This is a genomic window from Cytobacillus spongiae, from assembly GCF_021390075.1.
Genome location: NZ_CP089997.1, coordinates 3,665,341 through 3,678,964, shown reverse-complemented (window position 1 = coordinate 3,678,964; position 13,624 = coordinate 3,665,341). Strand labels below are relative to the sequence as shown.

The 13,624-nt window shown below is 38.7% G+C and carries 13 protein-coding genes; 11 read left to right on the top strand and 2 right to left on the bottom strand.

Going from position 1 to position 13,624, the window contains the following annotated elements; translation table 11 throughout:
• Nucleotides 1-193: 193 nt before the first annotated feature.
• The 8 genes from LS684_RS24235 to hpf all read left to right on the top strand — a co-directional run bounded on the left by LS684_RS24235 (nucleotide 194) and on the right by hpf (nucleotide 7,504).
• Nucleotides 194-1,858, top strand: a complete 1,665-nt coding sequence (locus LS684_RS24235) for a flagellin (RefSeq protein ID WP_432418836.1) — start codon at nucleotides 194-196, stop codon at nucleotides 1,856-1,858.
• A 402-nt stretch (nucleotides 1,859-2,260) separates the two neighbouring features.
• Nucleotides 2,261-2,629: a DUF8042 domain-containing protein gene (locus tag LS684_RS18595; RefSeq protein WP_233808309.1), complete on the top strand. Its 369-nt coding sequence runs from the start codon at nucleotides 2,261-2,263 to the stop codon at nucleotides 2,627-2,629.
• Between the two features lie 36 nt (nucleotides 2,630-2,665).
• Nucleotides 2,666-2,866, top strand: coding sequence for a YjfB family protein (locus LS684_RS18590; RefSeq protein WP_233808307.1), 201 nt, complete (start codon nucleotides 2,666-2,668; stop codon nucleotides 2,864-2,866).
• A gap of 192 nt (nucleotides 2,867-3,058) precedes the next feature.
• Nucleotides 3,059-3,418: a flagellar protein FlaG gene (locus tag LS684_RS18585; RefSeq protein WP_233808306.1), complete on the top strand. Its 360-nt coding sequence runs from the start codon at nucleotides 3,059-3,061 to the stop codon at nucleotides 3,416-3,418.
• Between the two features lie 115 nt (nucleotides 3,419-3,533).
• Nucleotides 3,534-5,735 (top strand): flagellar filament capping protein FliD, encoded by a 2,202-nt coding sequence (fliD, locus tag LS684_RS18580; protein WP_233808305.1) that lies wholly within the window; start codon nucleotides 3,534-3,536, stop codon nucleotides 5,733-5,735.
• Nucleotides 5,736-5,748: 13 nt separating this feature from the next.
• Nucleotides 5,749-6,150, top strand: coding sequence for a flagellar export chaperone FliS (gene fliS, locus LS684_RS18575; protein WP_233808297.1), 402 nt, complete (start codon nucleotides 5,749-5,751; stop codon nucleotides 6,148-6,150).
• On the top strand, nucleotides 6,150-6,503 hold the full coding sequence (gene fliT, locus LS684_RS18570; protein WP_233808295.1) for a flagellar protein FliT: 354 nt from the start codon (nucleotides 6,150-6,152) through the stop codon (nucleotides 6,501-6,503). Before fliS ends, fliT begins: the two co-directional genes overlap by 1 nt.
• 446 nt (nucleotides 6,504-6,949) lie before the next feature.
• A complete protein-coding gene (hpf, locus tag LS684_RS18565; RefSeq protein WP_233808293.1) occupies nucleotides 6,950-7,504 on the top strand; it encodes a ribosome hibernation-promoting factor, HPF/YfiA family in 555 nt (184 codons plus the stop codon).
• Between the two features lie 49 nt (nucleotides 7,505-7,553).
• Here the strand turns inward: hpf and LS684_RS18560 are convergent, their stop codons facing one another.
• Together LS684_RS18560 and LS684_RS18555 are read right to left on the bottom strand one after the other, a co-directional pair.
• On the bottom strand, nucleotides 7,554-9,218 hold the full coding sequence (locus tag LS684_RS18560; RefSeq protein WP_233808291.1) for a methyl-accepting chemotaxis protein: 1,665 nt from the start codon (nucleotides 9,216-9,218) through the stop codon (nucleotides 7,554-7,556).
• 12 nt (nucleotides 9,219-9,230) lie between these two features.
• A complete protein-coding gene (locus LS684_RS18555) occupies nucleotides 9,231-10,211 on the bottom strand; it encodes a BMP family lipoprotein (RefSeq protein WP_233808290.1) in 981 nt (326 codons plus the stop codon).
• 187 nt (nucleotides 10,212-10,398) lie between these two features.
• Here LS684_RS18555 and LS684_RS18550 point away from each other — a divergent pair, with 187 nt between their 5' ends.
• The 3 genes from LS684_RS18550 to LS684_RS18540 all read left to right on the top strand — a co-directional run bounded on the left by LS684_RS18550 (nucleotide 10,399) and on the right by LS684_RS18540 (nucleotide 13,490).
• Entirely contained in the window at nucleotides 10,399-10,962 is a 564-nt protein-coding gene (locus tag LS684_RS18550; RefSeq protein ID WP_233811704.1) for a chromate transporter, read from the top strand.
• Nucleotides 10,959-11,489 (top strand): chromate transporter, encoded by a 531-nt coding sequence (locus LS684_RS18545; RefSeq protein WP_233808288.1) that lies wholly within the window; start codon nucleotides 10,959-10,961, stop codon nucleotides 11,487-11,489. Before LS684_RS18550 ends, LS684_RS18545 begins: the two co-directional genes overlap by 4 nt.
• Before the next feature lie 105 nt (nucleotides 11,490-11,594).
• Nucleotides 11,595-13,490 carry an SEC-C domain-containing protein gene (locus tag LS684_RS18540; RefSeq protein ID WP_233808287.1) on the top strand — a complete coding sequence of 632 codons (1,896 nt, stop codon included), beginning with the start codon at nucleotides 11,595-11,597 and terminating at the stop codon, nucleotides 13,488-13,490.
• The last annotated feature ends 134 nt before the right edge of the window (nucleotides 13,491-13,624 follow it).

Below are 13,624 nucleotides of genomic sequence, written 5' to 3'. Positions count from 1 at the left end.
ACTTACTTTCAAACTTGGTGAAAAAGAGTTAACTTTTACTTTAAATAAGAATATAACTGGTGCTAATTCAACAGCAACTCAAATTGGGATTAGTGATACTAGCACAGCAACAGCAACAGCTGATGCAATTTCTAAAGCATTAAAACAAGCAATAGACGCAGATGAAGAGCTAAAGGCAAATTACCAAATTGACATGACATCTGATGCCGATGTTCTTGTATCTGCAAAAGCGATGGCATTCTCTGCTGGTAAACTTACAGGTTTAGACCATGGAACAAATGGAACTATTAATTTTAGCACAAGTGAGTCAATGGCATCTGCAACTTTTGGTGAAGCAATAACTCAAGCAAGTGCGGGGGCACATGCTACTGCTGAAATCGATTTTACTGGAAAGGCAGCTAATGAGCTTGTAGGAACTGGATTTGTACTAGATGGAAAGAAGATAGACTTTTATGATAGCTCACAAGGGGCGTATAAAGGAGATGCCGACTTCTCTATTGATTTAAAAGGTACTGGTTCTTCTGAAGCTATTGTAGATAAAGTTGTAAATGCACTTTATAACAGTACTGGAACTACTGTTAATGGAGTTTCCAATAATAATAGCTGGTTGACAAATGTAAATGTTGGTAAATCTCTATCTGATCCAAATAAATTAGTAATAGCAGCTAAGACTTCCGGTACTGCAGGAAATTCAGTATTATTAGCAGATAACTCACAAGTGAAAGTTTCTAACCAATCTGGAAATGATAAGTTAGTTGGTGAATCTGTAGTATCTGCAAAGGGACTTGAAGATGGATTACAAACAGTAGAAGTAACATATAATGCAGCTAAAACTAATACAATAGGTACAGATGGTGTTCACTTTGATGGTGGAGATTCCGTAAGTATATCTAGCGAAACTACTCTTACAGATGGAACATATCAATTAGTAGCCGCAGATGCTGGTGGAAATGGTGAATTAAAATTACAAAAAATGGACAGTGCTGGAAGCTTCCAAGATGTAGCTGGTTATGAATCGTTTACTCTGGGATCAAGTGGTGTTTCATTTAAGGATTTAACTATTTCAATGGACAATGATTTATCGGCTGCTGCTATTAATGCTGCAGCAAAGTTAACTTTCTCAATTAGTCAGCAACATTATTCAGCGAAACTTACTGAAGCTAATGACAGTACAGCTGGAACAGAAGTGAAATTTACTCCTGGTCAAGAAGGAGGATTTACACTAAAGGCTAATGATGGAATTGGTGAAGCTACTATCAAAGTTGATGACATCGCTGATTCGCTTGGTGTTGGTGAGAGTACTAAATTTACCTTTAATACAAAGGCTGGAGCTCTTGAATCAGAAGTTGTAGGTGGAACATTTGAGGCTTCATTCCAAATCGGAGCTAATTCTGGTCAAAGCATGACAATTCAAATCAATGATATGCGTTCTCAAGCATTAGGTGTTAGTGGTACAGATGCAGCTGGCACAGCAATGGCTAAGAATGGAAAAGAAGCGTCATTTACAAAAGTAGAATCTGTAACAAATGGAACAAACAACGATAACGTAGAATTTGCACTAGATGTATCTACTCATGAAAAAGCATCTGCAGCAATCAGTGTTATTAATGATGCAATTGAGAGTGTTTCAAGCCAGCGTTCAACTCTGGGTGCATTCCAAAATCGTTTAGAACACACAATCTCTAACTTGAATAACTCTTCTGAGAACTTACAAGCAGCTGAATCTCGTATCCGTGACGTAGATATGGCTAAAGAAGTAATGGAAATGACTCGTGCAAACATTCTAGGTCAAGCTTCTCAAGCTATGCTTGCTCAAGCTAACCAAAAACCTCAATCTGTAATGCAGTTATTAGGATAATTTTAATTAACAACTACAAAGGAGGCTCTAGATTTCTAGGGTCTCTTTTTTCATACATATCACAACTATTAGAGTGAAATATAGTGGCTAATTAATTAAATGTGAAACTAATAAAGTATTTGCTACTATACCTCATATAAAGCTTAACATAGCAGTTATAGTATCTGATATTACTGATTTTTTTACAAAGAGGAATGAACCCAGTCTCGCTGTTAAAGGAGTTAATGAGATTGTATTAGCAACAGAAGAAGTTTAAGATAAATACAGTAGTTATTTACCGAACTTATTAATTACGATTAATCTAGCTAACGAAGTAATAAGGGAAGATGAGAGAGATATACAACCTAGAGAAAAAGTAATTATTAACGTGAGTTTTATATAAAAATATAAAGAAGGTGCCACATGGAAAAACACATCGAAGTCATGAAAATGTCATTAGAGCTTTCTGAAACCATTGTAGAAGGCTTACAACACATTCAAAAGTTACTAAACGAGGGTAAACATGAGCAAACTGTCTTCTTGTTTGAGGATGTACTCACAGCCTATGAAAGCATTGGTAGAACAACTAAACAAGTTGTCAAAGACTTAAACCAAGAATTAATTCTGGCTAGACAAACTGAATTTGGTAAATCAGCCGAATTAGTTGTGACTGCTTTTGAAGAAAAGAACTACGCTAAAGTTCAAGAGATTCTTCAATTCAACTTTGTACCAAAATTTAAAAAGCTAAAAGAAGAACTAGAGAAGGCATTTAACCCGTATTTAGTCTCTTAATAAAGTAATTTAACTGAAATAAAGGAGGATAATCAAATGGACATAGCCTTGCTCTCCTTGGCATTAAGCCAAGGAAAAGTCCAGCATCAAGCTTCCATGTCAGTCATGAAGAAATCATTAGACCAGGAAGAACAAGGTGCAGAGGGACTAACAAAGATGATTGCAAGTGCAGAAGTAGGAGCCCTCCAAATGGCAGCCCAGCCACATCTTGGAGGGAACATTGATCTGAAACTATAAAAACAATAGCAGAGTAGCCGAACAGGTTGCTCTTTTCTAATGGAAAAAAATATATCCACTTTTCAGCCCCTTACATCTTTTTTTCCCATTTTCTTTATTTGCTTCATATGACTATGAAAAATATTGTAAAGATCATCTATAAATAATAGTGAATATTCCGATATAAAAAGAAAACGAATAAGGGGAACTGATATGAATATTCAAAAACCTTCCTTTTCCCAGTCATCCCATATACAGAAAAATATTGGTACTTCGGAAAATATGGATAAAAGCGAGTATGTTATTAAAGATAGTATTCTCCCATCTAACCAAGAAGAAACAATAGATAATAAAGAAAAAATCTCTGCCCAAATAGACAGCATGAACAAAATGTTTGAGCTAAATATGACCTCTCTTAAGTTTAATCTGCATGAAGATACAGATCGCTATTATGTTGAAGTAAGAAATCAAGATACTCAAGAGGTAATTAAGGAGATTCCCTCAAAAGAATTTCTTGACTTAATGGCTCGTATTGCAGAGTTTAGTGGATTTCTAGTGGACAAAAGGGTTTAATTGTTGAAGAGTAAAACTCTTCTTTTTTTTGTCTTAAAAAATGTAGAAAGCTGACGATAATAGTAGTAACAGATAAAGTATACATAGAAATTGTATATAGTTCGGGAGGTTTATAATGAGTGGATTAAGAATAACCGGTTTGGCTACAGGGATGGATATTGATAGTATTGTCAAAGACATGATACGCGCAGAAAGTATCCCCTTAGATAAGATTCTACAAAAGAAACAGACGCTCGAGTGGAAGAGAGACTCCTATCGAGAAATGAACACATTGATTCAAACTTTACGTGAGGATTCATTGAAGATGCGTCTTCCTTCAACCTATTTAACAAAAGTCGCAACTTCCTCAAATGATTCGAAGATTTCAGCAACTGCAGATGCGACAGCTGGAACCTTATCTTATTCCTTCACAAAAGTAGACAGATTAGCTTCTGCTGCAACGAACGCAAGTGCAACTCCCATTTCCGGCATTGATGGAAAAATTGACACGAAAGCAAAAATATATTCCATCCAATCGAAGTTTTTGAATAGCTCTGCAAATTTTGATTGGAAAACAACGGATACTGACGGTGTGAATGAAACGGTAAAAGTGTCTAGTGCTAGTAAGGTATTTAAGTTGTCAAAGCTATCAGGTGGAACGATTAGTAGCGGTAGCTTAGATGCAGGGCAGACGATTTCCGTAAAAGATAAAGATGGAAATATTACCGATACATTTACCATCACAACGAATGAAGAGGATCTCAAATCTCTTTCTGAAAATCAAGTGTATCTCAATAAAAGCACTGGTCAAATGACGTTTGGGAAAGAGTTACAAACGGACAGTAGTTTTGATGTACCCTATAAATATATACAAAAAGATACATTATCAGCTAGCTCAACGCAAAAAGAGTTTCAGCTTTCGAATGTTGGAATTAATAGTACAGATGGGATAAAAAAAATTACGGTAACTACCTATCAGAAAAATGAAGATGGATCGATTAAGATAGATTCGAACGGAAACTCGATTATTGCTAGCACTCAGAATTACACATCATTCGTAAATGGTGCAAACCCAGGTGAGTTTGTGAGCAGTGATGGAAAAGTTACTGTTGATGGAAATACAGGAAAGGTTACTTTTGCTGATGATGTAGAGCAAGGAGCTAAAATAGAGGCAGACTATTCCTACTCTTATTTTGAGTTTGATATAAAGACACATACATCCAAAGGTGAAGTTACGGAAAGCTTTAAAATTAATGGGGGCGACTCATTTAGTACGATTTTATCGAAAATCTCTAATTCGAAGCTAGGCATTAGTGCTTTTTATGATGAGTATTCTGACAAAGTAACGATGACTCGAAAAGAGACTGGAGATTACCATACCAATGCGTATGATCCTGCTACTGGAAACTTAATAACTCAGAACCATGAAATTGAATTCATGGGCAATAACTTTCTTACTAATATCTTAAACCTTAACGAGAATCAAGAAAAAGGCGGAGAAGATGCCAAGTTTACAATGAATGGGCTTGAGACAGGGCGTCATACCAATACTTTTGCTGTAAATGGTGTAACTTTCACACTTAAAGATACATTTCAAGCAACCGATCCAACAGTATCAATTGGAACAAAGACAGATACGGACAAGGTATTTGATAGTATTAAATCGTTCATTGATAAGTACAATGAAACAATAGATAAGGTGAATAAGAAAATATCTGAGGATCGCTATCGAGAGTATCAGCCATTAACAGCTGAGCAAAGAGAATCACTTAGTGAGAAAGAAGTAGAAATGTGGGAAGAAAAAGCGAAAAGTGGACTCCTTCGCAGAGATCAAAATCTATCTGGTCTCCTAGACAAAATGCGTAGTGATTTCTATGCGAAAGTTGATTTTGAAGGCGATAGCCCATACAAACAACTTGCTACAATTGGGATTACAACAACTAATTTATATAATGTAAATAAAGGAAAGCTTGAGATTGATGAAGCTAAACTAAAAGAAGCCATTAACAATGATCCAGATGCAGTCTATAAACTTTTCGCAAATGACAGCGACAATTACTCGGAAAAAGGGATTGCTCGACGATTACGTGATTCGATGACGAATGCCATTGTTGCAATTGAAGAAACGGCCGGTAACGATGTTAAAACCAATGATCAATTTACTATTGGGAAAAACTTAAATGATATCGAGGATCGAGTATCCGACTTTGAACGAAAACTTAAAGAAGCGGAAGAACGCTATTATCGTCAATTCAGTGCAATGGAGCAAGCTGTACAGAAAATGAATCAACAGTCTTCCTACCTCATGTCACAACTTGGAATGGCACAACAGCAATAAGGAGTGGAATAAAATGGCGATTAATAATCCTTATCAAACCTATAAGCAAAATTCAGTCACACAGGCATCTCCTGCAGAGCTTACGTTAATGCTATATAATGGAGCATTAAAATTTATCAAGCTAGCAAAGCAGGGCATTACCGAGAGTAACATTGAACTCAAAAATACGAATATCCAAAAAACCCAAGGAATTCTTCAAGAGTTGATGGTTACCCTCAATACGGACATTGAGCTTTCAAGAAATTTAATGAGAATGTATGATTACATGATGCAGCAGCTTGTGCAAGCTAATATTCAAAATGATAGCAAGCTATTAGATGAGGTTGAAGGATATTTTACCGAATTTCGTGATACATGGAAGCAAATTGTTCAGCAAAATCGACAAACGAGCTTTCAGCAGGGTGGTCAAGTGTAGTGAGTTCACTTCAGGAATTGTATGACTTAACGGTAGAGTTCCACCTTTTTGTACAAAATGTTGAAAACGATCACTCAAAACGTGAATCCACTATCGAACAAGTAAACGACTACATCGATCGAAGGCAAGAGTTCATCAGCAATGTTAAGGAGCCTACCGATCTTCAAGAAAGAAAGATGGCAGAAGAGCTAATAAAGCTCGATAAAGAAATTAGTCTTCTTTTGAAAGGAATTCTAGGCGATATTAAGACAGATATGCTTTCCCTAAAAAGTAAAAAGGTTAAGCAAAATCGATATGAAAATCCTTATAAAGCTCCATTAAATGATGGAATGTTTTTTGACAAACGAAATTAATAGTAGCGAAAGACAAAAGGTATGTGTAGCCTTTTGTCTTTTATTTTTTTTAGAATTAATCCAACGAATATACTTTAGACGTTCTTTATGATGAAAATGCTGTTTTCCCTCATTGAAATCACCTTTCCTCCCACCATCTTCACCATTTCGACAAAACTTTTTCAATTTTTCCACTGTTTTAGCAGGAATATGTTAGGGTAAAATAGAAATGTATTAGTATAAGTCTTCAAATTGATTTTCTGGTTACGTTGGTGAGGCAGATAGGAGATGAAAGCTGTAGATGTTAGACAGCTGACACCCTCATCACCTAGAGAGGCTAAGTTAGCGAAATCAGCCCAGTGTCCAATGTAGACAGAAGCAATAGAGAAGGCTAGGCCATTCTAGATCGGCGGACATGCCATTCGAAAATGACCATAATTGGATTAAGGAAAAGGAGGAGTTCACTTATGAATTACAACATTCGTGGTGAAAACATTGAGGTAACTCCAGCAATTCGAGAGTATGCAGAGAAGAAGATTGCTAAATTAGAACGCTATTTTAATGAGTCTCCTAATGCAACTGTACATGTCAACTTAAAAACGTATAATGATAAAAAGAGCAAGGTAGAAGTGACTATTCCGATGCCGCATTTAGTCTTACGTGCAGAGGAAATTCATGATGATATGTATGCAGCGCTTGACTTAATTACTGATAAGCTAGAGCGCCAAATTCGTAAGCATAAAACAAAAGTAAACCGCAAGTTCCGCGAAAAAGGAAACATTAATGAAATGTTTGCTGCTGTGGAAGAGCCAGATGTAGCGGTAGCGGTTGAAGATGACAATGAATTAGAGGTTGTACGCCAAAAGAGCTTTGATCTAAAGCCGATGGACAGTGAAGAAGCGATTCTACAAATGAACATGCTTGGCCACAGTTTCTTCGTTTTCACAAACGCAGAAAGCAATCGTACAAATGTAGTCTATAAGCGTAAAGATGGCCGCTATGGCTTGATCGAAGCTCAATAATCATACAGAAAATCAAAATCCCCTGCCACTGCTGGTAGGGGATTTCTTATTATTTTAATTTAAACCTCTCCAACTCCACCTTCATCTCCCTTGCCATATCCTGAAGCTGGGCGACTTTGCCACTTACTTGCTCGAAGGAGCGAAGCTGGGCTTCCGTTGAGGCAGAGATTTCTTCGGTGCCGGCAGCGGTTTGTTCGGTGATGGCTGAGATGTTTTCGATGGCCGCCACGACTTGCTGGCTCTTGTCACTTGAGTTTTTCATGTCGCCAACGAGTGTGTGGAGCTGGCTTGTGATGGCGTTGACTTCCGAGCTAATGATTTCGAAAGACTTTTCGGTATCTTCCATCGATACAGATTGTTGTTTGGATAGGTGGTGGCCGAGTTCGGTTAATTCAACAATTGTGCTTATTCCATGTTTGATATTTGATACCATTTCGGTGATTGATTGGGTTGCTTTCGTTGAGTCGTCTGCTAGCTTTCGAACTTCTTCTGCTACGACTGCGAAGCCTTTGCCTGCTTCTCCTGCCCGAGCTGCTTCGATCGCTGCATTGAGTGCAAGTAAATTCGTTTGATCTGCTATTTCTCTTACCGCATGTGCAGCTGTTTCAATTTGACTTGTGTATTGGGCAAATTTTTCAACAGAGCTTTGAATGTCGTCTGAGGATGTGGCTAGCTGATGGGCGATTTCTGCTTGCTTCGTTAATGATATTTTTCCGCCATCAATGGATAGAATCGCGTTTTGGCCAGCTGCTAATGAATCCTCGCTTTTTTGCTGAACGTGCTCAAAGTCATCGTTCATACGCGTCATAAGGCTTGCGGTTGATTGAATATCCTCTGATATGGATTGGCTGCCTCGTGCAAGCTCATCGGTAGAAACGGCCACCTGGTTACTGCTTTCCTTAAGGTTTTCCATATAATCGGACACTTCATGTGAAAAGCTTGTTACGCGAACGCCCACTTGTTCAATGGATTGGACCGTCCCTCTTAAGTTTTCCACCATATTGGCGAAGGCCAATTTCAGCTGATCGACCTCATATTGACTGTTTTTCTTTACCTTGTTTGTATCTACTTGTACACTTAAATCCCCGTTCGCTACTTTTACAGCTTGCTCCACGATTTGGTTTACTGGCTTGGTAATGCGCTTGGCAAGAAGGATGGATGAAGCAACGGATATGGAAATTAAGAGAATGCTAGCTACAATGGAAAACTGAACAATAAATCGTAATTTCTGTTCCCCTTTGGCTAGTAGTTCGTTGTACCATTTATTGGTTTGCTGATCTAGTAGATAAACATCGTTTTCAATCCCTGCGATACGAATAGACTCTCGCTTAATAATAGGACTATCAGCCGCTTGGAATGCGGACTGTGCTTCTTTCGTTAATACGGTAAATTTCTCTTCTGCCTTCAGAAAGATTTGCTTATGATCATCTTCTTTTAAAAGACTGCTTAGCTCGTCCATATTGGCTTCGATTTGAGCTAGCTTGTTAAGTGCTTCTGCTTTGTTCGCATCCGATGAAATATACGTATAGTTTGAAAGGCCTTGTCTCGCTTGATTAAGATTTCCTTGTAGCTCCTCAACCTTAAGGAGAATGTTCACATCGTCTTTAGCTGAGCTGGATACGGTTAATAACAGAATGAGCATAAACCCAATAATCATCGTCGAAAAAACAAGGGGGATCAATCCTAGCATGAGTAAACGGATTCTTAGTTTCATACGTCCCACTCCTTATTCAAAGTCCACTTGGAGGCTGCCAGACTTTATTTTATCTGTTGCTTCCTCAATGGCTGATTTTTGTTCACTCGTCAGTGTGATGTTGCGGATTTCTGCAAGTCCCACGCCTTCTTCTACTAGCCCTAGCTGATAGGATGATGCTTCAATGGACCCTTTATCAACTAATTCCTTTGCGATGTTGTATACCGCAACGTCAATGTTCTTTAGCATGGAAGTAACAACGGCTTTTTCTGCAACAAAGTATTGGTCTGTATCGACTCCAGCTGTGTAAATTCCTTTCGATTGTGCGGTCTTTAATGTGCCAAATCCAGTAAACCCAGCAGCAGGATAGATGAAATCTGCCCCCTGCTCAATTTGCTTTTCAGCAATTTCACTCCCGACCTTTGGTTCGGAAAAGCTATTTGCGTACTCTTGAAGGATGTTGATCTCTGGATTCACGTATTTGGCTCCTTGAATAAAGCCTTTTTCAAAGTGGTGAATAACAGGTACATCAGCACCTCCAATAAAGCCAAGTGTATTGGTTTTGGTGATCATCGCTGCAATCATACCGACAAGAAAGCTTCCTTCATTCTCTTTGAACGTAATGGATACAACGTTTTCTAAGCTAGAGACCCCATCAATGAGAAGAAATGGCTGCTTCGGGTTTTCTTTTGCGACTTTCTCCAGTGTTTCTTGAACGGAGAACCCTAATCCGATAACGAGGTCATATTTCTCGTTGACTAATTCGTTTAATCTTCCTTCAAAGTCTCCATCTGGTGCTTCTTTATAATCGAATAATATGCCTAATTCATCACGGGCTCTTTCAAGCCCTCGAAAGGCAGAGTCATTAAAGGATTCATCGCCTAGTCCAGCATCGGATAGAAGGATGCCGATTCGGATTTCTTCAGGCGTGCTGACTGAATTTGAGCTTTGACCATTTGAACATGCGGTTAATATGAATACTAACAAGATGATGCTGATCAACTTTTTAAACATGGGTATAAACCTCCCAAATTTTAATGTGTACCTTTAGTAATATCGACTTATTTTTTAAAAAGTTAATATAGTGGTCAGACATCTTACGAGTGTTTTTTTGGGTATTTTTGAGTTATTTCGAGTTCCTATCATTTTTTGAATATTTTTATTATACTAATAAGTAAAAGGATGAAACGGGTGATGCATGGTGAAGCAGCTAGATCTATTTATGGCCTTTTTTCGAGTAGGGATCCTTGGATATGGGGGTGGCCCATCTTCTATTCCTCTCGTCCACAAGGAAGTGGTTGAGAAATACAAATGGATGGATGGGGATGAATTTGGGGATGTGCTGGCGTTAGGGAATGCACTGCCAGGCCCGATTGCAACGAAAATAGCAGGTTATATCGGGTACAGAGTAGGCGGTTTTGCCGGCATGCTGACGGCACTATTTGCGACAATGGTTCCTACTATATTCTTGATGATTCTTCTTCTAACCGTTTTAAATGCATATAAAGATCAACCATGGGTGAGCGGAATGTCTGCAGCGGTTATTCCAGTTGTAGCAGTCATGCTCGGTGTTCTTACATGGGATTTTATCAAAAAGTCAGGCAAGTCCAGTTTAGGCTGGGGAAGGACGGCAGGTTTAATTTTTATGAGTTTACTATTATTACAGTTTCTACATATTCATCCAGCAATCCTCATTTTTGCTCTGCTTGTTGCAGCCTTGTCGTTAAAGGATTCTAAAGGAGAAAAGGAGAAGAAGGCATCATGATCTATTTAGACATCTTTCTAGCATTCTTTATTCCGGGGATTCTTGGCTATGGCGGTGGACCGGCTTCGATTCCACTGATTGAAAACGAAGTGGTGGATCGGTATGGCTGGTTAACTGTGAATGAGTTTAGTGAGGTGCTTGCACTAGGTAATACACTGCCAGGTCCGATTGCAACGAAGATGGCAGGCTATATCGGTTATGCGGAAGGAGGCGTGCTAGGGGCAGTTGTCGGGGTGTTTGCAACAGTTGCTCCATCGTTGATCTTAATGATCGCCATGCTAGGACTATTGATGAAATACAAGGAATCACCAAGGGTGAAGCGGTTAACGACCTTTGTTCGCCCGGTCATTGCCGTGTTGCTTGGCCTTATGACATACGATTTCTTTTTTTCCTCCTATGAAGGGGTGGGTGTCCTTCAAACGGTTGTAATCGGGGCCATTAGTTTCATTCTGATGGAAAAATTAAAGGTACATCCTGCCTATGTGATTGCAGGAGCACTTGTATACGGAGCGGCATTCTTAGGATAATTCCGAGCAGCTATTCGTTTTTATGCGGATAGCTGTTTATTTTTTGCTAAATAAGATTAAACTAGAACTAGATTAACAGATTCGGAAGGAAGAGGAGAGAATGCGATGAAAACGAAGGTCAGTCGGAATGCATTATGTCCTTGTGGGAGTGGGAAAAAATATAAGCGTTGCTGTGGCAGTCAAGAAACCATTTCCATTCATGAGATACTTGAAAATGATATGATCGAGGTCCAACGAGACATTCGAGATTTTGGATTGGCCCATTACTCGGAAGAGATAGAGTCTGCCTATGCTGAATTTATGGTTGATTTTGATATAGATGATGAGGATGTTTATCCATTTATCCATTCGTTTTGGTTTATTTGCTTTGTAGAGGTGGAAGAGCGCCAAACGATATTACAAATGTATATTCAGTCCCATCTGAACAAGATTACTAGAACGAAGCTGAAGTCGATAGTGAAGTCGTGGACCTATCCTATTGTGACAGCTGGGGAAATAACAGATGTGAGAGATGATTATCTGGTGATTCATGATACATTAAGGGACACACCGTTAAAAGTAAAGCTATTTAGCTATTTAGGTAGGTTTGAAGAAGGAAAATATGCATTTGCCATCCTCCTTCCTTATGGAGAAGCAGAGTACGTTTTGTTTCCAAATATATTTGATATCGAAGGTGAAAATTGTAAAGCATATGCTGACGTTATCTTACAAGAATATCGAAACGCTTCTGTAATTGAAGTAGACGATTTCCTAGCAGACCATCTACTTTGGCTGATGCTCCTTACCCCACAGGTGAAAATGGAGTTGAAGGTTGAACAAGTAGAGTGGCCATCTTCTGCTTCAAAAGATGTAGCGGAGATTTTTGAGGAGGAAATGAAAGAAGCGGGGGAAGACTACGCTACTATTGAGATGGGTGTGATCTTATGGTATCAATTTGTCACCCGTAAAAATAAGCGAATACAAAACCCACTGATCTACGTGGCCGCACTTCGTTACTTTGTATCTACGATAATTGAAACGGAAGGGGTTTATACACAAAAAGAGCTGGCTAAAAAGTATGGCATCTCCGTTTCCAGTGTGTCTAGTAGGTACGGGGAATTGTATGATGAACTTGAACCTGAGCTCGCAAAGCTATTAAATGAAGAGGTGCCTGAATCACATATGGTGAGTCCTTTTCATGACCTATTAGAGGAATTAAAAGACCATGAATTCGACAGCATGGAGGAAGCAAAAGCGTATATCTATTCGAAAATCAATGGGAATGAGAAAAAAACGGGGAAGCAAACCGATGAACAAAAAGCGCAAGACCTTATTTATGAAGCGATAAAAGCTGGAGGGAAAAAGCGTTATCAGCTTGCACAGGAAGCGTTGGCACTTAATCCACTGCACCCAGATGGTTATACGTTATTGGCTGAACAAGCATCTACAATGGAAGATGCTCTATTGCTTTATCAAAAGGGAATGGAATGTGGCATAGAGGCATTAGGAGAAGACTTTTTTAGTGAAAATAGAGGTTTCTTCTGGGGGCTTATTGAAACGAGACCTTATATGCGTGCACGATATAATTACGCACAAACCTTACACAATCTAGGGAATATGAAGGATGCAATAACAGAGTACGAGGGTATGATCGAGCTGAATCCAGAAGACAATCAAGGAGTACGAGATTTGCTTCTCATTGCTTATATTGAAGTGAGCGACCTAAAGGGTGCGAAGAGATTAATGGAGCGTTTTGAAGAGGACTCCAGCATGGCAGCCTTTAATAAAGTTTTGCTGGAAATAATGAATAAGGGATTTACAGCGAAAGGTAGATTGTTGTTGAATAACGCAAAAAGTCAAAATCCGCATGTGATCCCGTACTTAGTAGGGAAAAAGAAGCTCCCACAAGAATTGCCAGCATATTATGGAATTGGTGATGAAAATGAAGCAAAAACGTATGCGTTGCTTCATCAGCACCTTTGGAATCAGGTAAGTGGGATGAAGCAATGGTTATTGAAATAAGAAGGCAGCGGATGCCTTCTTATTTATTCGCTCATACCATTAGTGCTAGTTATAGATTGCCTCCAAGGTAAGCACAGCCGTTTTTCAAATAATGGCATCATTATGATAATAACTCTACCTTTTTATCGTTAATT